25 protein-coding genes, 1 tRNA gene and 2 pseudogenes are annotated in these 25,547 nt (G+C 62.8%); 20 read left to right on the forward strand and 8 right to left on the reverse strand.

What is annotated here, in order from left to right; translation table 11 throughout:
- Positions 1 to 92 precede the first annotated feature (92 nt).
- Complete coding sequence (gene mutS, locus LUA85_RS15070) at positions 93 to 2,669, forward strand: DNA mismatch repair protein MutS (RefSeq protein WP_231471902.1); 2,577 nt, start codon at positions 93 to 95, stop codon at positions 2,667 to 2,669.
- Positions 2,670 to 2,813: 144 nt separating this feature from the next.
- On the opposite strand, the gene LUA85_RS15075 is transcribed toward mutS, so the two are convergent.
- Complete coding sequence (locus LUA85_RS15075; protein ID WP_231471085.1) at positions 2,814 to 4,070, reverse strand: NupC/NupG family nucleoside CNT transporter; 1,257 nt, start codon at positions 4,068 to 4,070, stop codon at positions 2,814 to 2,816.
- Between the two features lie 87 nt (positions 4,071 to 4,157).
- On the opposite strand from LUA85_RS15075, the gene LUA85_RS15080 reads away from it, so the two are divergent.
- From LUA85_RS15080 to LUA85_RS15110, 7 genes are all read left to right on the forward strand, one after another.
- Positions 4,158 to 4,823, forward strand: coding sequence for a queuosine precursor transporter (locus LUA85_RS15080; protein WP_231471086.1), 666 nt, complete (start codon positions 4,158 to 4,160; stop codon positions 4,821 to 4,823).
- 55 nt (positions 4,824 to 4,878) lie between these two features.
- Complete coding sequence (gene argB / locus LUA85_RS15085) at positions 4,879 to 5,787, forward strand: acetylglutamate kinase (protein ID WP_231471087.1); 909 nt, start codon at positions 4,879 to 4,881, stop codon at positions 5,785 to 5,787.
- A 63-nt stretch (positions 5,788 to 5,850) separates the two neighbouring features.
- On the forward strand, positions 5,851 to 6,360 hold the full coding sequence (locus LUA85_RS15090) for a hypothetical protein (RefSeq protein ID WP_231471088.1): 510 nt from the start codon (positions 5,851 to 5,853) through the stop codon (positions 6,358 to 6,360).
- Positions 6,361 to 6,500: 140 nt separating this feature from the next.
- Positions 6,501 to 6,800: a YggT family protein gene (locus tag LUA85_RS15095; RefSeq protein WP_231471089.1), complete on the forward strand. Its 300-nt coding sequence runs from the start codon at positions 6,501 to 6,503 to the stop codon at positions 6,798 to 6,800.
- Between the two features lie 27 nt (positions 6,801 to 6,827).
- The gene (gene folD / locus LUA85_RS15100) at positions 6,828 to 7,721 is read left to right on the forward strand and encodes a bifunctional methylenetetrahydrofolate dehydrogenase/methenyltetrahydrofolate cyclohydrolase FolD (RefSeq protein ID WP_231471090.1); all 894 of its coding nucleotides are present in this window, start codon (positions 6,828 to 6,830) and stop codon (positions 7,719 to 7,721) included.
- A gap of 86 nt (positions 7,722 to 7,807) precedes the next feature.
- Positions 7,808 to 8,608 (forward strand): hypothetical protein, encoded by an 801-nt coding sequence (locus LUA85_RS15105; RefSeq protein ID WP_231471091.1) that lies wholly within the window; start codon positions 7,808 to 7,810, stop codon positions 8,606 to 8,608.
- Between the two features lie 5 nt (positions 8,609 to 8,613).
- On the forward strand, positions 8,614 to 9,234 hold the full coding sequence (locus LUA85_RS15110) for a MarC family protein (RefSeq protein WP_231471092.1): 621 nt from the start codon (positions 8,614 to 8,616) through the stop codon (positions 9,232 to 9,234).
- Between the two features lie 39 nt (positions 9,235 to 9,273).
- Here LUA85_RS15110 and LUA85_RS15115 read toward each other — a convergent pair whose 3' ends face one another.
- Positions 9,274 to 9,903: an LON peptidase substrate-binding domain-containing protein gene (locus LUA85_RS15115; RefSeq protein WP_231471093.1), complete on the reverse strand. Its 630-nt coding sequence runs from the start codon at positions 9,901 to 9,903 to the stop codon at positions 9,274 to 9,276.
- 5 nt (positions 9,904 to 9,908) lie between these two features.
- The gene (locus LUA85_RS15120; protein WP_231471903.1) at positions 9,909 to 10,805 is read right to left on the reverse strand and encodes a tetratricopeptide repeat protein; all 897 of its coding nucleotides are present in this window, start codon (positions 10,803 to 10,805) and stop codon (positions 9,909 to 9,911) included.
- A 210-nt stretch (positions 10,806 to 11,015) separates the two neighbouring features.
- Here LUA85_RS15120 and LUA85_RS15125 point away from each other — a divergent pair.
- The 5 genes from LUA85_RS15125 (at position 11,016) to LUA85_RS15145 (ending at position 13,504) form a co-directional block, all read left to right on the forward strand.
- A tRNA-Gly gene (locus LUA85_RS15125) sits at positions 11,016 to 11,090 on the forward strand.
- Positions 11,091 to 11,727: 637 nt separating this feature from the next.
- On the forward strand, positions 11,728 to 11,892 hold the full coding sequence (locus tag LUA85_RS15130) for a hypothetical protein (RefSeq protein WP_006964003.1): 165 nt from the start codon (positions 11,728 to 11,730) through the stop codon (positions 11,890 to 11,892).
- A gap of 105 nt (positions 11,893 to 11,997) precedes the next feature.
- Positions 11,998 to 12,477 (forward strand): hypothetical protein, encoded by a 480-nt coding sequence (locus LUA85_RS15135; RefSeq protein ID WP_231471094.1) that lies wholly within the window; start codon positions 11,998 to 12,000, stop codon positions 12,475 to 12,477.
- 379 nt (positions 12,478 to 12,856) lie between these two features.
- On the forward strand, positions 12,857 to 13,174 hold the full coding sequence (locus tag LUA85_RS15140; protein WP_231471095.1) for a DUF736 domain-containing protein: 318 nt from the start codon (positions 12,857 to 12,859) through the stop codon (positions 13,172 to 13,174).
- A gap of 165 nt (positions 13,175 to 13,339) precedes the next feature.
- The gene (locus tag LUA85_RS15145) at positions 13,340 to 13,504 is read left to right on the forward strand and encodes a helix-turn-helix domain-containing protein (protein ID WP_231471096.1); all 165 of its coding nucleotides are present in this window, start codon (positions 13,340 to 13,342) and stop codon (positions 13,502 to 13,504) included.
- Between the two features lie 35 nt (positions 13,505 to 13,539).
- On the opposite strand, the pseudogene LUA85_RS15150 reads toward LUA85_RS15145, so the two are convergent.
- The 5 genes and pseudogenes from LUA85_RS15150 to LUA85_RS15170 all read right to left on the reverse strand — a co-directional run.
- Positions 13,540 to 14,088, reverse strand: a pseudogene (locus LUA85_RS15150) (transposase); the annotation flags it as partial.
- Between the two features lie 67 nt (positions 14,089 to 14,155).
- Positions 14,156 to 15,685: a group II intron reverse transcriptase/maturase gene (gene ltrA, locus LUA85_RS15155; RefSeq protein ID WP_008828485.1), complete on the reverse strand. Its 1,530-nt coding sequence runs from the start codon at positions 15,683 to 15,685 to the stop codon at positions 14,156 to 14,158.
- Positions 15,686 to 16,322: 637 nt separating this feature from the next.
- Positions 16,323 to 17,143 (reverse strand): annotated as a pseudogene (locus LUA85_RS15160) (helix-turn-helix domain-containing protein); the annotation flags it as partial.
- Between the two features lie 294 nt (positions 17,144 to 17,437).
- Entirely contained in the window at positions 17,438 to 18,310 is an 873-nt protein-coding gene (locus LUA85_RS15165) for a nucleotidyl transferase AbiEii/AbiGii toxin family protein (RefSeq protein ID WP_231471097.1), read from the reverse strand.
- A complete protein-coding gene (locus tag LUA85_RS15170; protein ID WP_231471904.1) occupies positions 18,303 to 18,989 on the reverse strand; it encodes a hypothetical protein in 687 nt (228 codons plus the stop codon). The genes LUA85_RS15165 and LUA85_RS15170 overlap by 8 nt, the downstream gene beginning before the upstream one ends.
- 316 nt (positions 18,990 to 19,305) lie before the next feature.
- Between LUA85_RS15170 and trbB the strand changes: the two genes are divergently transcribed.
- The 7 genes from trbB to trbL are packed head-to-tail and all read left to right on the forward strand — an operon-like array spanning position 19,306 to position 25,541.
- Positions 19,306 to 20,241, forward strand: coding sequence for a P-type conjugative transfer ATPase TrbB (trbB, locus tag LUA85_RS15175; protein ID WP_371823695.1), 936 nt, complete (start codon positions 19,306 to 19,308; stop codon positions 20,239 to 20,241).
- Positions 20,238 to 20,570 (forward strand): TrbC/VirB2 family protein, encoded by a 333-nt coding sequence (locus LUA85_RS15180; protein WP_006964034.1) that lies wholly within the window; start codon positions 20,238 to 20,240, stop codon positions 20,568 to 20,570. The genes trbB and LUA85_RS15180 overlap by 4 nt, the downstream gene beginning before the upstream one ends.
- The gene (locus tag LUA85_RS15185) at positions 20,570 to 20,839 is read left to right on the forward strand and encodes a VirB3 family type IV secretion system protein (RefSeq protein WP_006964035.1); all 270 of its coding nucleotides are present in this window, start codon (positions 20,570 to 20,572) and stop codon (positions 20,837 to 20,839) included. The genes LUA85_RS15180 and LUA85_RS15185 overlap by 1 nt, the downstream gene beginning before the upstream one ends.
- Complete coding sequence (gene trbE / locus LUA85_RS15190) at positions 20,836 to 23,292, forward strand: conjugal transfer protein TrbE (RefSeq protein ID WP_231471099.1); 2,457 nt, start codon at positions 20,836 to 20,838, stop codon at positions 23,290 to 23,292. The genes LUA85_RS15185 and trbE overlap by 4 nt, the downstream gene beginning before the upstream one ends.
- Complete coding sequence (gene trbJ / locus LUA85_RS15195) at positions 23,289 to 24,008, forward strand: P-type conjugative transfer protein TrbJ (protein ID WP_006964039.1); 720 nt, start codon at positions 23,289 to 23,291, stop codon at positions 24,006 to 24,008. The genes trbE and trbJ overlap by 4 nt, the downstream gene beginning before the upstream one ends.
- A gap of 1 nt (position 24,009) precedes the next feature.
- Positions 24,010 to 24,264, forward strand: coding sequence for a putative entry exclusion protein TrbK-alt (gene trbK-alt, locus LUA85_RS15200; RefSeq protein ID WP_231471100.1), 255 nt, complete (start codon positions 24,010 to 24,012; stop codon positions 24,262 to 24,264).
- A complete protein-coding gene (gene trbL, locus LUA85_RS15205; protein ID WP_231471101.1) occupies positions 24,261 to 25,541 on the forward strand; it encodes a P-type conjugative transfer protein TrbL in 1,281 nt (426 codons plus the stop codon). Before trbK-alt ends, trbL begins: the two co-directional genes overlap by 4 nt.
- Positions 25,542 to 25,547 lie beyond the last annotated feature (6 nt).

Raw genomic sequence — 25,547 nt, forward strand, 5'->3', positions numbered from 1 at the left:
GCGCGGAGTTGCGGATATCCGGTGTTGATGGTTTGAGAAACACGCGAGGCTGGTCTAGCCACAGCTTCGTGACCCTTAATGCCCCAACTCCGATGATGGCGCAATATCTTGCGCTGAAACAGCAGGCCAGCGACTGTCTGCTGTTCTATCGCATGGGCGATTTCTTCGAACTGTTCTTCGACGATGCAAAAGTGGCGGCGCAAGTGCTCGACATCGCGCTGACCAGCCGGGGCGAACATGGCGGTGTGCCGATTCCGATGTGCGGGGTGCCAGTCCATTCGGCCGAGGGCTATCTTGCCCGGCTGATCCGCGCAGGCTGCCGCGTGGCCATTGCCGAACAGGTGGAAACGCCCGAAGAAGCGAAGAAACGCGGCGGTTCCAAGACGCTGGTAGCGCGCGATATCGTGCGCTTCGTGACAGCGGGAACCCTGACCGAGGAAGCGCTGCTGGAGCCGCGCCGGGCCAACGTGCTGGCGGCGGTCTGCGAGGTGCGCGGTGCCATCGGGGTGGCGGCTTGCGATATTTCGACCGGACGGATGGAACTGGAGGAATGTGCCCCCGACCAGATGGGTGCGGCGCTGGCACGATTGGGGGCTACAGAGATTGTCGCGCCCGAAAACTGGGACCAGGCCCCTGCGGGTTGTGTTTACAGGCCGAATCGGTCTTTCGGCAGCGATGAGGGCGAGGCGCGGCTGAAAGCGGTACACGGCGTGACCACGCTGGATGGTTTCGGCCAGTTCAGCCGCGCGATGCTGGCAGCGGCGGGCGGGCTGATCGGCTATCTCGATCATGTGGGCAGGGGCACTTTGCCGCTGCTGCTGCCGCCGGTGGCCCGTGAGACGGGCACGCACATGGCCATGGACGAGGCCACGCGGGCGAGCCTTGAAATCCTGACCAGCACTGGCGGCACACGGCGCGGCAGTCTGGTGGAGGCGATCGATCGCTGCGTTACCGGCGCGGGCGCACGGCTGCTGGCCGAAGACTTGTCCGCGCCATTGACCGATTCCCGCAGCATCTACCGGCGGCTGGAACTGGTCAGCTGGCTGCATGACGATCCGCTGCTGCGCGGCGATATTCGCGCCGTGTTGCGATCCCTGCCCGATGTGGGCCGCGCGCTTGGGCGGGTTGTGGCAGGGCGGGGAAGCCCGCGCGATCTGGGGCAATTGCGCGACGGGCTGGCCGAAGCACGGCGGCTGCATGACATGCTGCGGGCGCGGGCAGACCGCCCTGCCCCGCTCGATGAATTGCTGCCTGCGCTTTCGGGCCATGGGGCGCTGGTCGATCTTTATGCCCGCGCGCTGGTGCCTGCGCCGCCCACCGAACGATCGCAGGGTGGCTTTATTGCCGAGGGCTATGACGCGGGGCTGGACGAATTGCGCCGCGTTTCAGGCAATTCGCGCCGGGCCATTGCGGCGCTGGAGGCGAAATACCGCGACGAGACCGGGGTGGCCGCGCTGAAGATCCGGCACAACGGTGTGCTGGGATACTTCATCGAGGTGCCGGCAAAACATGCCGACCGGCTGATGGCGCCCGATTCGGGCTTTACTCACCGCCAGACGATGGCGGGCGCGGTGCGGTTCAATGCGCTGGCGCTGCATGAGGAGGCCAGCCGCATCGCCGAGAGCGGCGGGCATTCGCTGGCGGCGGAAGAGGCGCATTTCGAAGACCTTGTCGGCCACGCGGTGCGCGCGAAGGAAGCGATTGCGACGACCGCTGCGGCGCTGGCGCGGATCGACGTGGCAGCGGGACAGGCCGAGCGCGCCGCCGAGGGCGGCTGGGCACTGCCGCGCGTAGTGGATGAGCCGTGCCTTGAGATTACGGGCGGGCGGCATCCGGTGGTGGAAGCCGCGCTGGCCAGCCGGGGCGAACGGTTTGTGGCCAATGACTGCCGACTCGCGCCACAAGACCGACTCTGGCTGATCGGCGGGCCGAACATGGGCGGTAAATCGACCTTCCTGCGCCAGAACGCGCTGATCGTGCTGCTGGCGCAGGCAGGCGGGTTCGTGCCTGCCCAGACCGCGACGATCGGCATGGTGGACCGCCTGTTCAGCCGCGTGGGCGCTTCGGACAATCTGGCGCGCGGGCGTTCGACCTTCATGGTCGAGATGGTCGAGACTGCCGCGATCCTTGCGCAAGCGACCGAACGCAGCTTCGTGATTCTTGACGAGGTGGGGCGCGGAACTTCGACTTATGATGGTCTGGCGCTGGCTTGGGCGGTGGCCGAAGCAGTGCATTCGATCAACCGCAGCCGGTGCCTGTTTGCCACGCACTATCACGAACTCGCGCGGCTGGCGGAAAGCTGTGATTCGCTGTCTTTGCACCATGTTCGCGCGCGTGAGTGGAAAGGCGATCTGGTGCTGCTGCACGAACTGGCGGAAGGTCCGGCAGACAAGTCCTATGGCCTTGCCGTAGCGCGGCTGGCGGGTGTGCCCGCACCCGTGGTGAAGCGCGCCAAGTCTGTGCTGGATAAGCTGGAAAAGGGCCGCGCGGCGACCGGAGGCCTCGCCGCCGGGCTGGACGACCTGCCCCTGTTCGCCGCCGCCATCGAGGCTGCCGAGGAGAAGGTCGATGCCTTGCGCGAACGGCTGAACGGGCTGGATATCGACGCGCTTTCGCCGCGCGAGGCTTTGGATTTGCTCTATCAGTTGAAGGCGCAGGCGAACGGGTAGCGCTTTGGCAATTCGACGTTGCAAGCTCACCCCCACCTCCTACCGCTTGCGGGAGGGGAGCGAGACTTGGGTCACGAAGTGGCCTTAGTCGCAGCGGGGTGGGCGTGCTCCGGCCGCTTTTGTGAACAGAAGCAAGCGCCAAGCCTAGAGACTCAGGAACATCCCCGCCAAGGCGGCGCTCATCAGATTGCTGAGCGCGCCTGCGGTCAGAGCGCGAAGGCCCAACTTGGCGATGATCGGGCGCTGGTTGGGGGCAAGTCCGCCGGTGACCGCCATCTGGATCGCGATCGAGCTGAAATTGGCGAAGCCGCAGAGCGCGAAAGTGACGATGGCGACGGTGTGGGGTGAAAGCCCGGTGTCCTTGCCCAGTTCGATGAAAGCGACGAATTCGTTGAGCACGATCTTGGAGCCGAACAATCCGCCCGCCTGCATCGCTTCGGCCCAGCCATCCGCGCCAAGCAGATAGAACACCGGGGCGAAGACATAACCCAGGATCATCTGGAATGAGAGGTCCGGCGCACCGAACCAGCCGCCGAGCCAGCCGAGAATGCCGTTGGCCAATGCCACCAGCGCGACGAAAGCGAGCACCATCGCACCGACCGCGACGGCAAGTTTGACGCCGGTCTGCGCGCCCTGGCTCGCCGCCATGATGATGTTGGCGGGGCGTTCTTCGTCATCGGAGGCAAGCCGCGGCGCGACATGCGGGTTGGGCAAGGCTTCGTCGGCCACTTCCGTTGGCACGGGCGGTTCATCGGGCATGATCAGCTTGGCCATGAGGATGCCGCCGGGGGCCGACATGAACGCGGCGGCGACCAGATAATCGATGCGGATGCCCATGCTGGCATAGGCCGCTAGGATCGTTCCCGCCACGCCTGCCATGCCCACGGTCATCACGCAGAACAGTTGCGAGGGATTGAGCGCGGCCAGATAGGGCCGGATCACCAGCGGGGATTCGCTTTGCCCCACAAAGATATTGCTGGCCGCGCACAGCGATTCCACCTTGCTGATGCCGGTGACTTTTTCCAGCGCGCCGCCGATCCAGCGGATCACCAGCTGCATCACGCCGAGGTAATAGAGGATCGAGATGAGCGCGGCGAAGAACACGATCACCGGCAGCGCCGATATGGCAAAGCTGGTGCCGCCGATGGCAGGGTCCGCCAATGGACCGAACAGGAACGATACCCCCGCACGGGCAAAGCCGAGCAGGCCTTCGACGCCGCTGGCCGCGCCTTGCAGCATGCGGTTGCCGAACGGCACATAAAGCACGAGCGCGGCAAAGCCTGCCTGAAGCGCAAAGGCGGCAGCCACCACGCGCAGCCGGATCGCGCCGCGATTGGAGGACAGGGCAAAAGCGATTGCAAGAATGAGGAGCATGCCCAGAAGGCTGAAAACGACACGCATCGGGTGGGACGGCTCCGCAAGTGAAATGGTTTCAGCCGAATCTAATAGCGAATTGGCGCGGGGTTAAAAGCGCGCTATCGGCCCTTGATGCACGATAACGCCGCTTCAGCGCCCGCAATCCCCCGTTCCCTGTTTGCCGTATCGCTGCTTTATGGCGGAATGTGCGTGTTGGCAGGTGTGCTGGGGGTGAAACTCGCCGCGCTTGGCACCTGGCCACTGCTGGGCGATCTTGCGGTGGAATCGGGGATTTTCGCGTTCCTGCTGCTGGTGGTGATGGCAAGCGCGACCGCCGAACTGTTCGGCCAGGATGTGGCGAACAGGCTGGTGCGTTTCGGCTTCGTGCCGCTGATCGTTTCGATGATCCTGCTGACGCTGGTGATCCGCGTGGTGCCCCCCGCCCCGTTCTGGAGCGATCAGGACGCTTTTGCGCGCCTGCTTGGCCAGGGCGCGCGGATGCAGTTCGCCGGGCTGATTTCCTATGGCACTTCGCAGACGCTTAACGTCTTCCTGTTTTCGCGCATTGCGGGCGGGCGCGGGCGCTTGCTGATGCTGCGGGCATGGCTCGCCTCCATGCTGTCGCAAGTGGTCGATACGGTGCTGTTCATCACCATATCGTTCTACGGACAGGATCTGCCGATCGTTTCGATCATGGAAGGGCAGATCATTTCCAAGCTGGTACTCTCGACGATCATGGTGCCCCCGCTGATCTGGGTGTTCGTGAAAGCGGGCCAATGGCTGGACCGCCCGGCCTGACATTGAAGCACCACGAATATTGGATTCCGCACACTTTGCGCGTAAGGGCGCGGCCATGACTCAGAACCACGATCCCGCGATGCTCGCCAAGGCGGAAACGCTGACCGAAGCGCTGCCCTATCTCCAGCGCTATGCCGGCAAGACCTTCGTGGTGAAGTATGGTGGCCATGCGATGGGCGATCCCGAACTCGCGCAGGACTTTGCCGAAGACATCGTGCTGCTGAAGGCGGTGGGCATCAATCCGGTGGTGGTCCACGGCGGCGGCCCGCAGATCGGGCGGATGCTGAAGGCGCTGGGCATCGAATCGCAGTTCGTGGATGGGCTTCGCGTCACCGACAAGCAGACCGCGGAAGTGGCCGAAATGGTGCTGGCGGGCGCGATCAACAAGGAACTGGTCGGCTGGATCGCCAAGGCGGGCGGCAAGGCCATCGGCATTTCGGGCAAGGACGGCGGCATGGTCATTGCCCGCAAGGTCCAGTCGAAGAAGGCTCCCAAGGCGATTGCAGGCGACGATGGCGAAGCGCTGGTCGTCGATCTCGGCTTCGTGGGCGAACCGGCGCGGATCGATACCACGGTGATCGACACCATCGTCAACGCAGGGATGATCCCGGTGATCGCCCCGATCGGCGTGGGCGAAGACGGCGAGACCTACAACATCAACGCCGATACCATGGCTGGAGCCATCGCCGCTGCACTGGGTGCCGCGCGCATGTTCCTGCTGACCGACGTGCCGGGCGTGCTCGACAAGGACAAGAACCTGCTGACCGACTTGCGCCCCGCGGACATCAAGCGGCTGGCCGAGGACGGCACGATCAGCGGCGGGATGATCCCCAAGCTGGAAACCTGCGTTCACGCGGTAGAGGCCGGGTGCGAGGCGACGGTCGTGCTGGATGGCCGCGTACCGCACGCCATGCTGCTGGAGATCTTCACGGCGCAGGGCGCGGGAACGCTGATCCGGGCCTGATGACTTTGGTCTGACTATTCGGGGAACCGAAGGAACCGATGGGCGTGGCGATCGTCAGTGCCCATGATCCGTTTCCGTGTTGTTGTGCTGGCATCCAGCCTCGTTTCCCTGGGCGCCTGCCAGCAGGGTCCATCCTCCACCGCCCCGGAAGTGGCCGCCAGCGATGCGCCGACGACCGTGGCTGTGGCAAAGCCCGTGCCCCGCATCGCCGGGCCGGGGCTGCCGTCGTTCTCGCGCGACCCCGCCGAAGCGCTGGCCGGTTTTGCTTCGTCCATCGAAGCGCGCGACTGGAAGGCCGTGCGGGCCTACTGGGGCGAAAAAGGCACCGGCAGCGGGCTGGATGAAGCGGCCTTTGCCCGAAAGTGGGACGTGCTGGCATCGCCGATAGTGACCATTGGCGAAGGTGTGCAGGAAGGCGCGGCGGGATCGCTGTTCTACACCGCGCCGGTCACCATCGTCGATGGTGACCGGACCATCCGGGGCGGCATCACGATCCGCCGGGTCAATGACGTGGACGGCGCATCGCCGGAGCAATTGCGCTGGCACATCGAGAGCGCGACGCTCGACTTCTGAACACCCGCTGCGCTTGCCATAATCGGAGGCAAGGCATACGAAGCGCGCGGAACCGCATGGCGCATTCCCCCGCGGCCCCTTGTGGCCTTGGGAGAGGGTCGGCTAGGAGCGTAGGTTCCCGACTTTAAGGATGACGCGCCATGTTTCTCTACACATTGATTTCGATGATCAATTACCTTGTGAACATCATCGTCATCGTGGTGATCGTGCAGTTCGTGCTGAGCCTGCTGATCTCGTTCAACGTGGTGAACATGCATAACAATGCCGTGGCAGCGATCTGGAAGGCGCTGAACGCGATCCTCGAACCGCTGCTGCGCCCCATCCGCAAGATCATGCCCGATACCGGCGCGATCGATTTTTCGCCGATGGTGCTGATCATCGGGCTTAACCTGCTGATGATCCTGTTGAGCGGCATCGCCGCCTCCAGCGCGGGCATTTGAGATAATTCTTCGGGACGGGATGAACTGATGACTGCTGCCGTGATCGACGGAAAGGCCTTTGCCGCGGGCCTGCGGGCGCGTGTGGGCGATCTTGCCGCCACCTTCGAAGCCAAGGCCGGGCGCAAGGCGGGGCTGGCCGTAGTGCTGGTGGGGGAAGACCCGGCAAGCCAGGTCTATGTCCGGTCCAAGGGCAAGAGCACGGTCGAGGCGGGAATGAACAGCTTCGAGCACAAGTTGCCCGTCGATACGTCAGAGGCCGATCTGCTGGCCGTGGTCGAGGCGCTGAACGCTGATCCGGCGGTGGACGGCATCCTCGTCCAGTTGCCCCTGCCCGCACATATCGACGAGCAGAAGGTGATTGCCACGATCACCCCGGACAAGGACGTGGACGGCTTCCACGTTATCAACGCAGGTCGTCTCGCGGTGGGCCAGCCGGGCTTTGTGCCCTGCACCCCGCTGGGCTGCCTGATGTTGCTGAAGGACCGGCTGGGCGACCTTTCGGGCCTCGACGCAGTGGTGATCGGGCGGTCGAACATCGTCGGCAAGCCGATGGCACAATTGCTGCTGGCCGAAAGCTGCACCGTGACCGTGGCGCACAGCCGCACGAAGAACCTTCCCGAAGTGGTGAAGCGCGCCGACATCGTGGTGGCTGCCGTGGGTCGCCCGGAGATGGTCAAGGGCGACTGGATCAAGCCCGGTGCCGTGGTGATCGACGTGGGCATCAACCGCGTGCCAAGCGCCGTGGAGGGCAAGACGAAACTGGTGGGCGATGTGGACTATGCTTCGGCGGCGCAAGTCGCTTCGGCGATAACCCCGGTGCCGGGCGGCGTCGGTCCGATGACGATTGCGGTGCTGCTGCGCAATGCACTGGTTGCAGCCTATCGCAACGCCGGGATGGAACTGGCCGCAGACGCGATCTGACCTGCGCGGTTCCGCCCATTTCATCCTTGTGGCGGCAGGGCGGGTCCGGGGTGGGCATCGCGCTGCGGCTCGGTTAGACAGGGCCGATGAAGCGCCTGATCCCCCCCGCCCTGATCCTCCTTGCAGTGTTCTGCCTGTCGGCTCCTGCCCTTGCCCAGCCCGCGCCTGGCGCGGGGCAACGTCCGCAGCGGGCCTATGCCAATCCCAGCGCGCTGATTGCCGCCGACATCGCCTTTGCGCGTCTCGCGCGGGAAAAGGGGCAGTGGACCGCATTTCGCGAAACGGCGGATGAAGCGGCAGAGATAATCGAGGGCCAGCGGCAATTTGCGAAGGTTGCACTCAAGGACCGCAGGAACCCGCCTGCGCCGATCCGGTGGGCACCCCAGTCCGCCTGGATCAGTTGCGATGGCAGCGCGGGGCTGACCTATGGCGGCTGGCAAGGGCCTTCGGGCGGAAACGGCGAATATGTCACCGTGTGGCAGCGCCAGTTCAAGGGCAAGATCGACTGGAAATGGGTGCTGGAAGATGGGCAGGACCTGTCCGAACCGCTGCGCGCAGTCGATTGGGCCGAGGGCAAGGTTGCCGATTGCGCCGCACGTCGCCGTCCAGATGGCGAAATTCCCCCGCAGCCGGGAAGCAAGCGTGAACGCAAGGAAGACAGCAAGCTGCCGCCGATGCGTCCGCTTGCCGGGCCGATACCGGCAGCCGAAGCGCCAGCCGGTTCCGACAGCAAGGACGGCCAGTCACGCGATGGCACACTGGCATGGCGTTCCATCGTAATGCCCGATGGCAGCCACCGCTTTGCCGCATGGCTGTGGAAAGACGGCGCGATGCAGCAAGTCGTCTCGCGCACGTTTTCGCCCTCTGGCAAGCCCGCAGGAGCCTGATCGCCATGTGGCAGCTGTTTCTATCCGCCTTCGTCACGCTGTTCGTGGTGATTGATCCGCCGGGCTGCGCCCCGATCTATGCGGGCCTTACCGCCAACGCGACCGCCAAGCAGGCGTTCAGCATGGCTCTGCGCGCCTGCCTGATCGCCACCGGCATCCTGCTGGTTTTCGCGCTGTTCGGCGAGGACCTGCTGGGCGCGCTGCATATCGAACTCGACAGCTTCCGCATCGCTGGCGGGATCATGCTGTTCCTGATCGCGCTCGACATGGTGTTCGAAAAGCGCACCGAACGGCGTGAGGAACGCGCGGAAAAGGTCCGCACCGCCCAGCCGCAGGTGGAGGACGTTTCCGTCTTCCCGATGGCCATGCCGATGCTGGCAGGCCCCGGATCGATCGCGTCGGTCATGCTGCTCACCGCGCGCGCCAATGGCACCACCGAAACGGCGGTGATCCTCGGTGCACTGGCGGTGGTGATGGTCCTGAGCTTCGTGGCGCTGGTCGGCGCCCGCCCGATCATCCGTGCGTTGGGATCGCAGGTAGAGGCGGTAATCACCCGCCTGTTGGGCGTATTGCTGGCAGCGCTTGCCGCGCAATTCGTGATCGACGGGATTCAGGCGCAGTTCTGATAGCGACCAAGCCCTTGGCCGATGCCAGGGGCCGCACCATTACTGAAGCGTCACCCGCCCGCCATCGTCATTGTCGCGCTTGCCGAAGAACTGCATCAGCTGGACCAGCAATTCGCAGCGCGCGGCCAGTGTATCGGCTTCGAGCAGCGCCTGCTTGGCGGCGGCATCGAACGGCGCGATCTGCGATACGCCATTTATCAACGACATGTCATCGAGCCGCCCGACCGAATCCCAATCGACCGAATAGCCCTGCGCATCAGCAAATTTGCGCGATTCCTGTTCGAAAGAGGCGCGTTCGACAGCGCTCAGCGCTTCATCCATGTCATCGGCCAGCAATTCCGCCTCGACCTGCCGGAAAGGCGTGGTCACATCCAGTTCGCGAATGATGCGGAAGCGCGAAATGCCTTCGAGAACCACATTGTAACGGCCATCGTCGAGGGCTTCGACATCGACGATCTTGCCCACGCAGCCGATGTGGAACAGCGGTGCCCCTTCGACCGGAGCCTGCGGCTGGATCATCGCAATGCGTCGATCGCGCGCGAGCGAATCGCTGACCAGCGCGCGATAGCGCGGCTCGAAAAAGTGCAGCGGCAATTGCAGGCCGGGATAAAGCACGGCGCCGGTCAGCGGGAAGATCGAAAGGCGCGTGGTGTTTGCAGGAGCGCCCATCTGGCTTATCCGAACAGCACGGTGGAAAGCTTGCGACGGGTGGCTGAAACCCATGAATCTTCGAGACCGACCGCCTCGAAGATCTGGAGAAGCCGGGCCTTGGCTGCACCATCGTTCCATTCGCGATCGGCGGCGATCATCGCCAGCAGCTTTGTCGCCGCATCATCGCGTTGACCGCTGGCGTAGAGCGCATTGGCGAAAGCCAGTTGCGCGTCCATGTCCGCAGGGCGCTCTGCCGCCGCAGCGCGCAACGCAGCCAGTTCTGCCTCCTCAGGCACATCGTCGGCCAGCGCGAGCGCGGAACGGGCCTGCGCAACGGCTGGATCAGCGGCGATCTTCGGATCGAGGGCATCCAGAACGGACTGCGCTTCATCGCGCTGCCCGGCAACGATCAATGCGCGCACCAGCCCCGCATGGGCCGGGGCGCTGTCCGGCGCGATTTCAGTGATCTGGGCGAATATGCTCGCGGCGCGATCGCCATCGCCTTCGCCAAGGACGTCCTCAGCCATGGCCAGCAACGGGGCGATATCCTGCGCAGGCGCAGCCGCCTGAACCGGCAGCTTGGCGAGCAACTGGTCAAGCGTCTGCTTCAGCTGCGATTCGGTACGTGCCGGGGTAAGGTCGGCCACGGGCTGGCCCTGGAACATGGCATAGACCGTGGGGATAGAGCGCACCTGGAATTGCGCGGCGATGAACTGCTCCTCATCGACATTGATCTTGGCCAGGACCACGCCCCTATCGGCATATTCTGCAGCGACTTTTTCAAGGACCGGTGTCAGTGCCTTGCACGGGCCGCACCATTCGGCCCAGAAATCGAGGATGACCAGTTGCGTCATCGAAGGTTCGACAACATCCTTGCGGAAGCGGTCTACCGCCTTCTGTTCATCAAGGTTGAGCCCCATGCTGGCCAAGTCACGTCTCCGGCAAATCTTGCTGCGTTCAGGTTGCCCGCACCATGTGGGATGCAGACGCCGTTCGGCAAGAGCAAACGGGCTTTTGCACGAGAGACTTATGCGCAGTGCATTTTAGCTGTTGCGCTTATCCTGAGTCGCGGTTAGAGGCCCCCACACCCCAGCCGGACGGGGCCTCTCCATCCGGCCAGAAACGCACGAGCGGGCGTAGCTCAGGGGTAGAGCACAACCTTGCCAAGGTTGGGGTCGAGGGTTCGAATCCCTTCGCCCGCTCCAGTTTTCTCCCAGAAAATCAACGATTTCGCCGACCGGCGACCGTTGAAATTCTGGAGACAACGCCCCGCCGAGACCCCCATTGTCTCCATATTGTCTCCAATTTTGGTACAGGTTGGGGCGTCGTGGGGAAAGCCGGTCGTAGCTCGTGAATTTTGAGCCCCCTTTTTGCACCTAAATTGTCGATCGATGTCGCCCGAACTTGCGCCTAGCGTTCGGTGTGAAACGGCTCATCTCGCTGCTAGCAGTCGGGCGCCTTGGCCGAGGGGCAGCGTGCTGCGCCAGAACAGCGCAAGGTAAAGTCTTTTTCGGATCGCCGAAGTCGCACATATCGATATTGCCGGCCGCGTAGTGCCTGACCGATCTTGAGAAACTGGCCGTCAACGGCGGATACCTGAAGAATATGTCACCGCCGGAATCTGACTGGCGCAATTGGCATAACTCGAACCGCCGCAGAACCACTCGCTCGCATTAGCCGCTGATCCCTGGGCTCGAAGCCTGTCCTCCTTCAATCAACCCGTGAAGGGTCCGCTACGCGTGCGCGTGCGGCCGCAGCTTTGCTGCGGTGATTGCGGCCAGCCCCCGGCCTGTGGGGCGACTGTCGAGCGGGGTGGTCCCGCTCCTAGGCAGGAGCCGCAACATGCCACTGGCAACCGCACAATCGCTTGGCTGGAACCTCTCCCGGACGCTGATGACGGTCATCGTCCTCATTGAAACCAATCAAGGCTACTTCGTCATCCCCGCTGACGAATTTGATGGCGACCCCGAACAGGTGGTTCGCGAATATGACCCCTTCAGCCGCTAGTCTCAGGCACATTTCGCCTTTTCGGCCTGCACCCTGCCGTGCTATTCTTGCACCGCAGATTGCGCTGAGGTGGTGGTGGCGAGCGCGTCCAGACAAGGGACGCTTATGACCATTTTTCTCATCCTCGGGGCTGTTGCTGGCCTGTATGTACTCGCGCTACTCTTCCGCCTCGCCAGCTACGCGCTGCCTGTTTATGCCGGGCTCACTTGTGCTTTCCTACTGCTCGGCCATGATGTTGGCTATCTCGGAGCAATCCTGGGCGGACTGGCGGCAGGCATTGCCACGCTTCTGATTGGGCAGGGCCTCATTGCCTTTATCCGCTCCCCCATGCTCCGTGCCGGGATCGCGCTCCTCTTTGCCATACCCGCGGGCTTCGCCGGTTTTCAGGCCGCGCACGCCCTTGGATCACTGGCAACGGACAACAGCATGCTGCTAGCGATCCTTGGATCCATCGCTGCTATGGCGACATCCCTCTCGGCATGGCGAAGCGTGACGATGTCGGAGCGTGATACGCACGTCACCTCAAAGTTTGCCAGTCCCGTGGGTGGGCAAGCCTCTACAGGCCAATCCATGTCGGCCGAGTGATGGCGTGAGGGGCCAATGCCGCCGGTCCAGTCGCTTCCTTTGCTTGGCCGATTTTGCACCGAAGGTTCATGGCCTGCGTTCACCCGAGCCAGTGCATCCGATCAGCATCTGGCGTCCTTCCCGGCAGAACCGACCAGTACGGCCTCTTTCGATCCGCGCCCATGTCAGCCAGACGCTTCGCTTGGCAGGCTTGCCGCAACGGTGCTTGCCGAACTTTCTTCCCCCGGCGTTCCGCCGTTCCTCGCGAGACAAGAAAGCCCGGCCACACCGTCCTTCGCTAACGCTGCGGGCTGACGCTGCGGCGCCTGCCACTGGCTGACCCTTATCCGCGCATCGAGGCCGCACTGGCGCGGTCCCGTCCAACGGAAAGGAAATACCCATGGCAAAGATCGGCAACTTCAAGATGATTTCGGGTGAACTCCGGGGCCAGATCGTTACTCTCGCCCTTCAGGCCAAATCGGTCAGGATCGTCGCGGAAGAGAACACCAGCGGCAATGCCCCCACCCACCGCGTCCTCATCGGCGAAGTCGAAATCGGCGCAGCCTGGAAAAAGCACACCCAGGACGACCGGCCGTACCTCTCGGTGAAGCTCGACGACCCCAGCTTCATGGCGCCCATTTTCGCCCAGCTCTTCGAAGCCGAGGACGGAAGTCACGATCTGGTCTGGAACCGCCCGAGCCGCCGCAACGACCATTGAATCGGCCAAGTCATCGCCCGGGTCACACCGGGCGATGACGAATCCCTAGTATATTGGGTGGCAGTATATTAGGGTTACGCCGACCCACGAAGCATGAGGCTTCGGGAGATTTTTGGGACGAATTTAAGGCGATTGCGACACGCCAGTGGGCTTTCGCAGGAGGAATTGGCGCATCGTGCCGGAATCAACCGAAACTATGTCGGCCTTCTCGAACGCGCAGCCAATTCGCCGACGCTCGACACGATTGAGCGACTCGCACAAGAACTTGCCGTCGATCCCGTGCGATTTTTCTGTCCGTCGTCAGAACATTCGGCACAACTCGCGGCGTAAATTAGCGGAGTGCGGACCTCGTCTGGGGGTTGATGTTAGGCGGCGAGCTTGCGGTGTTGCAAGCGCCGATGTTCGATGGTCTGTCGCTTGATCCTTTCGCGCTGTTTGATGATGGCTGGAGCCCTGCCGAAGTAGGCATCGGCGGGCGTCACGTTGTTCAGGCTCTCGTGGTAACGCTGGTGGTTGTAGTACTCGACGAAGGCCTCGATTTGGGCTTCGAGGTCGCCGGGCAAAAAGTAGTTTTCCAGCAGGATGCGGTTTTTCAGGGTTTGGTGCCAGCGCTCGATCTTGCCCTGGGTTTGCGGGTGCATCGGGGCACCGCGCACGTGGCTCATCTTCCGGGCCTCAATGTATTCAGCCAATTCGCCGGCGATGTAGCTGGGGCCATTATCCGACAACAGCCTGGGCTTGTGCAGCACCGTGGCGCTGTCGCAGCCCGATGCGCCAAGGGCCAGGTCGAGCGTGTCGGTCACATCCTCGGCGCGCATGTTGGTGCACAGTTTCCAGGCGATAATGTAGCGCGAGAAGTCGTCGAGCACGGTCGACAGGTACATCCAGCCCCACCCGATGATCTTGAGTGGAGTAGGAAGCGCATAAGCGCTTCCCCTCCCCGAACCGTACGTGCACCTTTCAGCGCATACGGCTCTCTATTCAACCTTGGTCCAAGGCCATGGCGACATCACGATAGCGGGAGGTGACGGTGTTTCGGAGCTCGTCCCGATAGATGTAGGGATTTCGCTCCGGATTCCGCCACCGGAACTGCATCTTCTGGCTTGTGACCAGTCGTCGCAGCGCCTTGCCGACGGCATTGCCCTGATTGCTTCGACCGTAGACCAGCCACGTCTTCGATTGGCCGGTTTCCGGCATGCGGTACCATTTACGCATCAAAGGCTTGATACGGGACCGGTACTTCTGCGCCAACCAGTGCGCCATTTTCCAGAACACGACGGTGTCGATGCGCCGGAATGTGCGCGCCGTGAAGTCGGTGAACCTGTAGAACGCAGCCCATCCCGCCAGCTGGCGGTTCAGACCGTCGATCATGTCCACCGCGGCAACCTCATGATTGCCGGAGAGAGCCTCGACCAATCGGCGAGCGAAGGTCTTGGCCTTCTCCTTGGGTATCGTTGAGACCACGGACATGCGTCCGCTCGATCCCCGCCTGCGGATAATCCGGTGCCCGAGGAACACGAACCCGTCGTCGACGTGGGTGATATGGCTCTTGTCCATATTCAACGTCAGCTTCAGGTCGTCTTCCAGAAAGGCCCGGCATTCCTCGCGGATGGCCTCGGCATGTGCCTTGGTGCCCTTGACGATGACAACGAAGTCATCGGCGTAACGGCAGTAGGCGACAGCAGGTTTCCATTGCCGGTTCTCGCGAACCGTGATGGGGCGCCCCTGCTGGATGCCGAAGTTCCATGCCCAGCGATCCTTTCGCGCCTTGTCGCTCAGGTATTTCGCCTCCAGCCACGCATCAAACTCATGGAGCATGATGTTGGACAGGAGCGGCGACAGCACGCCGCCTTGCGGTACACCTTCGCTTGAGGCGACGAACAGGCCACGGTCGACGTGGCCCGCCTTCAGGAATCGCCAGAGCAGATCAACAAACCGATCATCCCGGATTCGCCGCCGAACGCAGCGAAGCAGAAGCCGGTGGTGGACCGTATCGAAGTAGCTCGCCAGATCACCTTCGATGATCCAGCGGCCCCGCGCTCCGGCACCACTATCCTGCAACTGTATCTTCACGGTCCGGACAGCGTGATGCACGCTGCGTTCCGGCCTGAAGCCGTAGGAGAGGCGATGGAAGTCGCTTTCCCAGATCGGCTCCATGGCCATCAGCATCGCGCGCTGGACGATGCGGTCTTTCAGGGTCGGGATACCAAGTGGTCGTTTCTTGCCATTGGCTTTCGGGATATAGATTCGCCTGACCGGCTGCGGGTGATAACTCCCCGTCAGCAAGTCCGTTCGCAGACTGGCCAGCTGTTCTGCCAGTACGGCCTGCATCCGTCGCTTGTCCATTCCGTCGATGCCCGGCGTATTGGCGCCACTCGACGCCAGCACGATCCGAGCCGCCTCGGCAAGCCACGCCCGATCGGCAATGAGCCGGAGAAGGCGATCGAACTTGCGGTTCTGGTCGCTCTCGGCCCACGTCGCGAGCTTGTGCTGCATTTCGCTGATTATCAAAGGTCTTCACCTCGTTTGGTCAGGTAGTTTGCACTTCAAGCTGATTGAACTGTCCCCCTTCGCCATGTGACAGGCTTTCCCTGTCGCGGACTACTACGGGGACTCCGCCAGCACGGTGGACATCGGGGCCAACTCCCTTGGCATTCCATCATGCCTTCCCTCGTTCATATGCTGGACTTTCGCGCGCTGGGGAGGCTGCCGGTCGCAGTCCTTGTCCTTGCGTCCCGCAAGTCGATGCCGATGCCATGGCCTGGCTGCATTCTCTCCATGGCTCCATGCGGACGGGCTACATTTCCGGCCACATTCGGATGTCGCCGACATACGTCTCCGGCGCCATCATCAGCATTCCGCCTGTTAAGCCGTGTAGGCGAAGGCGACATTTCAGCCCTCGGATGCGGATTAACCGGTTCGTGTTCCTCAACCTTCCAGCGCTACAGCCTCGGGGACCATCTCGGCGTAACGGCTTCGCCTCAATCCCCTTTACCTGCGGGCTACGTCACCCTGCCAGTTGACGGCAGGTCACCGCCGCTTGGGCTCATGCCCCCTCACAGCAGAGGGCAAGGCATTCGTTCAGTTCCTCCTTTCTCCTTTGCATTCCAGTCATATGCACCCCGGACCATCCGGGACGAGGCGCACAGTAGGTAAAATCAGTCTGCCACATCTCGTTTACCCGCGTGGTCTTGGTGTGGAACTGATCGGCGGCCTTGATCACGACATAGGCCGGGCTGGTGATCAGATCGTGGGCCTTCAACAGACGGTAAACCGTGGCTTCCGACACGAAGTAGCGCCTCTCATCGGTAAAACGCACCGCCAGTTCCCGGGGGCTTAGCTCGGACTGCCCCAGCGCCAGCTCGATGATCTGATCATGGATGTCAGGCGGGATCCGGTTCCACACCCGGCTCGGTGTCGATGGCCGATCCTCCAGCGCCTCCGGGCCGCCTTCGAGGAACCGGTCGTACCAGCGGTAGAAGGTCCGACGGGCAATGCCGAGCTCGTCCAACGTGTGCTTGGCTGGTAGGTGCGATTGCTCGACGATCCGGATGATCTCGAGCTTCTCCGATGCTGGATACCTCATTCGTCGTCGCCCCCATCCGCGATCATACTTTTTTTGAGCAGACGGTTTTCGAGCGTCAGGTCGGCAACGCATTCCTTCAGGGCACGGGCTTCGCGGCGCAGGTCCTGCACCTCGCCGGTGGTTGCGGCACGGGCAGTGTCGCCAGCCAGGCGACGCTTGCCCGCTTCCATGAACTCCTTCGACCAGGTGTAATACAGGCTTTGGGCGATGCCTTCCTTGCGGCACAGCTCGGCAATGCTGTCCTCGCCGCGCAGGCCATCCAGCACGATCCTGATCTTGTCTTCGGCCGAGAAGTGCCGACGGGTCTGCCGCCGGATGTCCTTCACCACCCGCTCGGCAGGGGCCTTCATCGGCGATTTTTTTAAGGAGTGTTGGGGCTTCATCTTCGTTCCTTCGTCACTACGACGAAGCCCCAACACTCCTTAAATCACAACCTCAAATCTGTGCCATTGGTGCTGACGGGGAACACTCGCCCCTCTCGCCAATGGTCACGGTCACGAGGTCATGATCGTGGACGATAACATGCAGTTGCAAGGCATCGTTACCCAAACGGACATCATTGCCAGTTTGATAACAAAAGCGGTCACGCTCAATGCAAAATGAGGGTTGTCACCTTTGGCTGCCGCTTCGGAGGCAGCCAAGCGCGACGCTCCACGGATACCCCGCCATGTCGGCTTTTAGGCTATAGCTTGGCTGTCAGACGCCGCGACCAGCTTATCGACCTTGGCCAGGAAAAAGCGCTCACTCCACAGATCAACCGATTTGAGATCGGCAGGACGCAGGAAGCGCTCAACATCCTTTGCTGCTTCCTTCCACTCGATCCGAGTGATTGGGCCAGAAAGCGCAGCCTTCAACCATGCCATGTCGACGAGGAGCGACCCGTCACCGGCCCATGGTCCTGCCTGAACAAGCGCGTTTTGCAAAAGAACGAAATTGGGTTCGAGCCCACGCGAAACATACCAGGAGAAGTCGAACCAGTCGCGACCTTTGAGGAATCCCCGGCATAGCAGGGCGTGAATCTTCAGCGCGAAATTGGAAGCCAGATCCTGGTGGCGCACCTCATAATCGGCTGGAAAATCAAGATAGGTAGTTGCCTCGCCCGATCCTGCGGGCGGGTTCACATCAATTTCCAGCTTGATCTTGATCGCCTTGCGATGGCCGGTGCCTGCGAATGACAGGTCGAGCTGGCTGGCGATGGAATCGTCCTTGAGCAGCGCTTGGCGAATGGCCGTATCCATACGCGGCTTTGGCTGCGCTTCCAGTGCCAGCCCGAACTGGCCGAACACCTCGGTCATCCCCTCGAGGTAAGGGGACCAGTCGAAGTCCATGTTCGGCATGCGCAGGAGAAAGTCCAAGTCCTCGGAAAAGCGTGGCAGGCCGTGTAAAATGCGCAGGCTGGTGCCGCCTTGGAACAGGGCGCAATCGAAGAAATCGGAGCGCCACAGCGCGTATAGCGCAATCTCCTGGAGGATCTCCTTGAGCGCGTTTTCCTCTTCAAGCGCATTGGTGGCGCCATAGCGGCCGAGCTTTTCCTTGATGATGTCAATCATGCAGCGATCCCCTGCTTTGAGCCCGTTTTGTCGTCAGAACCACATCTTCAAGCTCGGAAAGGAAGGCTTTCACTGCCTTGTGCTTGTAGACCGACTTCACTGCGGCAAAGTCCGTTTCCGTCAACGCCAGAAGCGCCTCGTCATCGATCCGCATGCCACTGGTCAGCCAATCGAGGCCAGACCATTCCACCTTGCGCAGGGCGACAAGATCCATAAGGGCGCGCAGCGGCCTAGCGACAAAGGCGGTGAGCTTGTCGAAGGTCACCCGTTCGACGCCGCCAAGGAAGCAATAATCAGCAATGGCCAGCGGATGATATTTGAAGGAGCCGAATTCGGTGGCCGGGATCTCCAGCGTTTTACGCCCCGGCGTCACGCTGGCAGTGACAAGCACGGCTTCAGGAATCCAGCCATGGTAAGCCAGCGCGCTTTCAAAGGAAATATAGCTCCCGGGAAGCAAAGCCTGCGCCACCGCGAAGGGATGCACAGGAGCGCTTCGATGCGCCTTGGCAAGCGTATAAACCCCGCGCTTCAGGCGAATGAGTGACCCGTCCTTGAGGGCGCGGTTGACGAGGCCATAACGCCGCGCATCGCCTCCCCCCAGCAGTTCGCTGAGCTGGCGTTCGTTGAAGACCCGATCGCGCAGCGCGCTTGCGGATACCTGTTGCGCTAGGCTGGACATAAAATTCTCAATACTTCCTAATAATGAAAGTTTCAAGAATTTCTCTATCTCCGCCTTTGCGCACCGTTCGCGCTGCAATTGACTCCCTCAGGCGTGCGTCGGCGGCGCACAGGCCATCGTCAAAGCACTGCGAACTACGCCCCTCCCTGTTTTTCTATCCCCCACTGCTACGACGCTAAATCCTTGTTGAATTAGCCCCTTTTCTGCGTCTCTTACTCGTCCCCGTCGAGCCGGACGATCCTGTCCCGCTCCCGAAGCGGGGTATCCGATGGGCGCTGAGCCAGTCCGAATTGAAGCACGTTCACGCGGCGCACGCATGCTGCGCACGGCGATGGGCGCATCGATCGCGACCTGGCTGGCCGACCCGCAGGTCATCGAGATCATGCTCAATCCGGATGGACGCCTGTGGGTCGACCGGTTGGGCATCGGACTGTCCGATAGTGGTGAACGCCTTACCGCAGCCGATGGTGAGCGCATCATCCGATTGGTTGCCCATCATGTGGGTGCCGAAGTTCACGGCGATGCACCGCGCGTGTCAGCGGAGCTGCCGGAAAGCGGAGAACGGTTCGAAGGCCTCCTGCCACCGGTGGTGGCGGCTCCCACCTTTGCCATCCGCAAGCCCGCCGTCGCGGTGTTTCTGCTCGAGGACTACGTCAGCACAGGAATCATGTGCGCAACTGAAGCCGACAGTCTTCGTTCGGGCGTTGCAGAGCGGCTGAACATCCTTGTCGCCGGGGGCACTGGCACCGGCAAAACGACGCTCACGAACGCCCTGCTCGCCGAGGTCGCCAAGACCACCGACCGGGTCGTTCTGATCGAAGACACCCGCGAGCTCCAATGCCGCGCGCCAAACCTTGTGGCGATGCGGACCAAGGATGGCGTGGCCTCACTCTCTGATCTGGTCCGCTCCAGTCTTCGCCTTCGCCCTGACCGGATTCCGATTGGCGAAGTGCGCGGTGCCGAGGCGCTTGATCTCCTCAAGGCCTGGGGCACCGGCCACCCCGGCGGGATCGGGACGATCCACGCCGGAAGCGCGATTGGTGCCCTGCGGCGGATGGAACAGTTGATCCAGGAAGCAGTCGTGACTGTTCCGCGCGCCCTGATCGCCGAGACCATCAACCTCATTGCCGTGCTGGTGCGCGATGGCACCGGGCGGCGTCTCGCCGAACTGGCCCGCGTCGACGGGCTCGACCCGGTCACCGGCGACTATCGCCTGATTCCCGCCACCCAAACCCAAGGAGACTCCCTATGATCCATGCCCTTCGGCGCGGCACCAATCGCGCTGCGCTCGCTGCTACCGCTGCTTTCGTGATGGTGGCCACTGCCACCCCGGCGCATGCCGGCGGTTCGTCGATGCCGTGGGAAGCTCCGCTGCAGTCGATCCTCGAAAGCATCGAGGGGCCGGTCGCCAAGATCGTTGCGGTGATCATCATCATCGTCACCGGCCTAAGCCTGGCCTTCGGCGACACGTCGGGCGGCTTTCGCCGCCTGATCCAGATCGTGTTTGGCCTCTCCATCGCCTTTGCCGCATCGAGCTTCTTCCTGAGCTTCTTCAGCTTCGGCGGCGGGGCGCTGATCTGATGACGTCGGCAGACGACATCCCCGGCTTCTATGCCCCGGTCCACCGCGCACTGGCCGAGCCGATTCTGCTCGGCGGTGCGCCGCGCGCACTCGCTATCGTCAATGGCACGCTGGCGGGCGCAATTGGTCTCGGCTTGCGGCTCTGGCTCGCTGGCCTTGCCATCTGGGCAATCGGCCATGTGCTTTCGGTTTGGGCTGCACGCCGTGATCCGCAGTTTGTAGATGTCGCGCGCCGCCATCTCAAATATCCGACCTGGGTGCGGCCATGATGTCGCTTCAGGAATATCGGACCAAATCCGCCAGTCTCGCAGACTTCCTCCCCTGGGTCGCACTGGTGGGGCCGGGCGTGGTGCTCAACAAGGACGGATCGTTCCAGCGGACAGCGCGCTTTCGCGGTCCCGATCTCGACAGTGCCACGCCCGCTGAACTCGTCGCCGTCACCTCCCGGCTCAACAATGCCCTGCGGCGGTTGGGCTCGGGATGGGCGGTTTTCGTCGAAGCGCAGCGCACCGCGGCGCAAGCCTATCCGCAATCGCGCTTTCCCGATCCCGTATCGGCGCTGGTCGACAGGGAACGCCGCGAACAGTTTCGTGAGGAAGGCGCGCATTTCGAAAGCGGCTATTATCTGACGCTGCTGTGGATGCCCCCGCCCGAGGAAGCCGCCCGTGCAGAAGGTTGGCTCTACGAAGGCAAGGCGTCGACCGGGGTCGACCCCAAGGAACTCGTCAAATCCTTCGCCGATCGAACCGACCGCGTGTTGCATCTGGTTGAGGGATTTATGCCCGAGGCAGCGTGGCTCGATGACGCCGCCACGCTGACCTATCTCCACAGCACGGTATCAACCAGGAAGCAGCGCGTTCGCGTGCCCGAAACGCCGGTCTATCTCGACGCGCTGCTGGCCGATGAGCCGCTGACCGGCGGTCTCGAACCCATGCTCGGCGCCCATCATTTGCGCACGCTCACCATCACCGGCTTTCCGACGGCGACCTTTCCCGGTCTGCTTGATGAGCTCAACCGGCAAGCCTTCCCTTACCGCTGGTCGACGCGGGCAATCATGCTCGACAAGACCGACGCCACCAAGCTGCTCTCGAAAATTCGGCGGCAATGGTTCGCCAAGCGCAAATCGGTCGCCGCCATCCTCAAGGAGGTGATGACCAACGAGCAGTCGGTGCTGATGGATTCGGACGCCTCGAACAAGGCGGCCGATGCTGACATGGCGCTGCAGGAGCTTGGCGCAGATCATGCCGGCATTGCTTATGTCACTGCGACGGTCACGGTCTGGGACCGCGACCCGGCGCTGGCGGCGGAGAAGCTGAGGCTGGTCGAAAAGGTCATCCAGGGCCGCGACTTCACCTGCACGATCGAAGGCATGAATGCGCTCGAGGCATGGCTCGGATCGTTGCCCGGCCATGTCTACGCCAATGTCCGGCAGCCGCCCATTTCCACTCTCAATCTCGCCCACCTGATCCCCCTGTCAGCGGTATGGGCGGGAGCGGAACGGGACGAGCACTTCGGTGACGCCCCCTTGCTTTACGGCAAGACCGAAGGCTCGACCCCGTTCCGCCTTTCCCTTCATGTCGGCGATGTCGGCCACAGTCTGATCGTCGGCCCGACCGGTGCGGGCAAATCCGTGCTGCTGGCGCTGATGGCGCTGCAGTTCCGGCGCTACAAAGGCAGCCAGATCTTCGCTTTCGATTTTGGTGGATCGATCCGCGCTGCTGCGCTCGGCATGGGCGGCGACTGGCAGGATCTCGGAGGCGCGCTGTATGCCGAGGAAAGCGACAGCGATGCCGTCGCCCTGCAACCGCTTGCACGGATCGACAACGCCGGCGAACGCGCCTGGGCCGCCGAATGGCTGGCGGCGATGCTGGCCGGTGAAGGCATGGTGATTGACCCTGCAACCAAAGAGCATCTCTGGTCGGCCCTGACATCGCTTGCGTCCGCTCCGCCTGCCGAACGCACACTCACCGGCCTCGCGGTCCTCCTTCAATCCCAGGAATTGAAGCAGGCACTAGCCCCGTATCTCATCGGCGGTCCATGGGGACGGCTGCTCGATGCGGAACAGGAACGTCTGGGTGAGGCGTCTGTGCAGGCTTTCGAAACCGAAGGTCTGATCGGCGCGTCATCGGCCGCAGCTGTGCTCGCCTATCTGTTCCACCGGATTGAGGGGCGGCTCGACGGCTCGCCGACGATGATCATCATCGATGAAGGCTGGCTCGTGCTCGACAGCCCGGCCTTCGCCGCGCAGCTGCGCGAATGGCTGAAGACGCTGCGCAAGAAGAATGCGAGCGTCATCTTCGCGACCCAGAGCCTTGCCGACATCGAGACGTCGGCCATCGCGCCAGCCATCATCGAAAGCTGTCCGACGCGAATCTTTCTGCCGAACGAGCGCGCGGCCGAACCGCAGATCGCACGGGTCTATGAGCGGTTCGGCCTCAATGATCGCCAAATCGAAATCCTGAGCCGGGCTACCCCGAAACGCGATTATTACTGTCAATCGCGGCGCGGCAACCGGCTATTCGAGCTGGGCCTGGGCGATGTCGCACTCGCCTTCAGCGCCGCCTCTTCCAAAACCGATCAGATCCGCATCGCCGAGCTTGTCGCCGCCCATGGCCGCGAAGGCTTTGCAGCGGCCTGGCTCCAGAACCGCAGCCTCGCATGGGCGGCCGAGCTGCTTCCTCCCCCGCCGCCCGCACTAACGGACAAGGAAAACCGCCCATGAAAATACCCGTCCTCCGCCGCGCTCTCATGGCGACGGCGATCGCCACTTCGTTGGTATCAGGCACCATGATCGCCGCGCCAGCGCAGGCCCAGTTTGGCGGGATCGTCTATGACCCCAGCAACTACGCGCAGAACGTGCTGACCGCCGCCCGGACGCTGCAGCAGATCAACAACCAGATCCAGCAGATCCAGAACCAGGCGACCAGCCTCATCAACGAGGCCCGCAATCTTGCCAGTCTGCCGGTCTCGACGATCCAGACGCTTCAGCAACAGGTCGACCAGACCCGCCAGTTGCTGAATCAGGCTCAGCGCATCGCCTATGACGTGACCGACGTGCAGCAGGTGTTCAACGGCCGTTACAAGGGGGCTGCACTGACCGGCGGGCAGGCCCAGATGGTCGCTAACGCCAATGCGCGATGGCAGGACAGCGTCGGCGCCTTCGAAGACGCCATGAAGGTTCAGGCCGGGATCGTCGGCAATCTGGGTGCGACCCGCAGCTCGATCACGACACTGGTCGGCGCCAGCCAGTCAGCGACCGGGGCATTGCAGGCTGCACAGGCCGGCAATCAGCTACTGGCTTTGCAAACCCAGCAACTGGCCGATCTGACCGCCGCCATTGCGGCGCAAGGCCGCGCGCAGTCGATCGAGGCCGCGCGCAATGCCGCGACCGAGGCCGAGGGCCGCGAGCGCTTTCGCCGCTTCCGGACCCGGAATTGACATGAGCCGGTCGGTCAAGCTGGCGGCAGCCGCTGCTTTTGGCGGCTTGCTGATCGCGGTCGCGGTTGTTTCCGCAACGCGGCCGCCGGCTCGGCACGACGCAACGACCTATGTCGCGGACGACACAGGTTCTCCGAACCCTCACGCCGCAGAACTCAAGCGCTGCAGCACGATCACCATTCCGGAATCGGGATGCGATGCGGTCTGGGAAGCTGAGCGCCGCCGATTTTTCCATGGAAGGGACCGGCAGCCATGAATGATACCGGCGTCATCGACCAGTTTCTGACGGTCTTCACCCAATATATCGACAGCGGCTTCGGCCTGCTCGGCGGTGAGGTCGGCTTCCTTTCGACCACCCTCATCGTCATCGACGTGACCATAGCCGCCTTGTTCTGGGCCTGGGGCACCGACGAGGATGTGCTGCAGCGCCTGATCAAGAAGACGCTCTACATCGGCACTTTCGCCTTCATCATCGGCAACTTCTCGAATCTCGCTGGCATTATGCTCCAGAGCTTTGCCGGGCTTGGCCTGCAGGCCAGTGGCAGCGGCATGGCGATCGGCGATTTCATGCGCCCCGGCGTTGTGGCCGCAACCGGTCTTGATGCCGGACAACCGCTGCTCGACGCCACCGCCGATCTTGTCGGGCCGGTGGGTCTGTTCACCAATTTCGTGCAGATCCTGATCCTGCTGATTTCGTGGCTGATCGTCGTCATCGCTTTCTTCGTGCTGGCGATCCAGGTCTTCGTCACCATCATTGAGTTCAAGCTGGTGACGCTTGCAGGCTTCGTGCTGCTGCCGTTCGCCTTTTTCGGGCGCACCGCCTTCATGGCCGAGCGCGTCCTTGGCCACATCATTTCCTCCGGCATCAAAGTGCTCGTGCTTGCCGTCATCACCGGCATTGGCACGACCCTCTTCACGCAGTTCATCAATGCCGGACTCGGGGTCGAACCCGACATCCAGCAAGTCATGGCGATTGCGCTCGCGGCCCTGACCTTGCTCGGCCTCGGTATCTTTGGTCCCAGCATCGCCAACGGCATTGTCTCGGGCGGACCGCAGCTTGGCGCAGGCGCGGCAGCAGGTACGGCGATCGCCGCTGGCGCAACGATTGCGGGCGGTATCGCGGGTGCCAAGCTCGCCGCAGGTGCCGCTGGCTCAGCCATGGCTGGCACGGCCATGGGCGGTGCTCGCGCGGCAGGCGGCGCATCGGGTGCCTATGCAGCCGGAGCCGCTGGCAAAACCGGACGGGCTGCGGCTGCTTCGGGTCTCGCCAACGTCGCAAAATCAGCCGCAAGCAGCGCAGCGTCACCGCTTCGCCGGGCCGCGGACAGCCTCAAGGCGAACTATGCCGCTGGCAAGGCCGGGACGCCTGCCAATGCGGCAGCGACCGGCGCCGCCGATGGCCCTCCTGCATGGGCCACCGCGATGAAGCGGCGTCAGGCCATGACGCAGGGCGCCAACATGGCCTCGCATACCCTCAAGGGCGGTGACAGCCACGGCGGCGGCTCTGGCCCTGACATCTCCGACAAAAGCTGAAACTTC

Origin of the sequence: Novosphingobium sp. CECT 9465, from assembly GCF_920987055.1 — a bacterium.
Taxonomy (GTDB): domain Bacteria; phylum Pseudomonadota; class Alphaproteobacteria; order Sphingomonadales; family Sphingomonadaceae; genus Novosphingobium.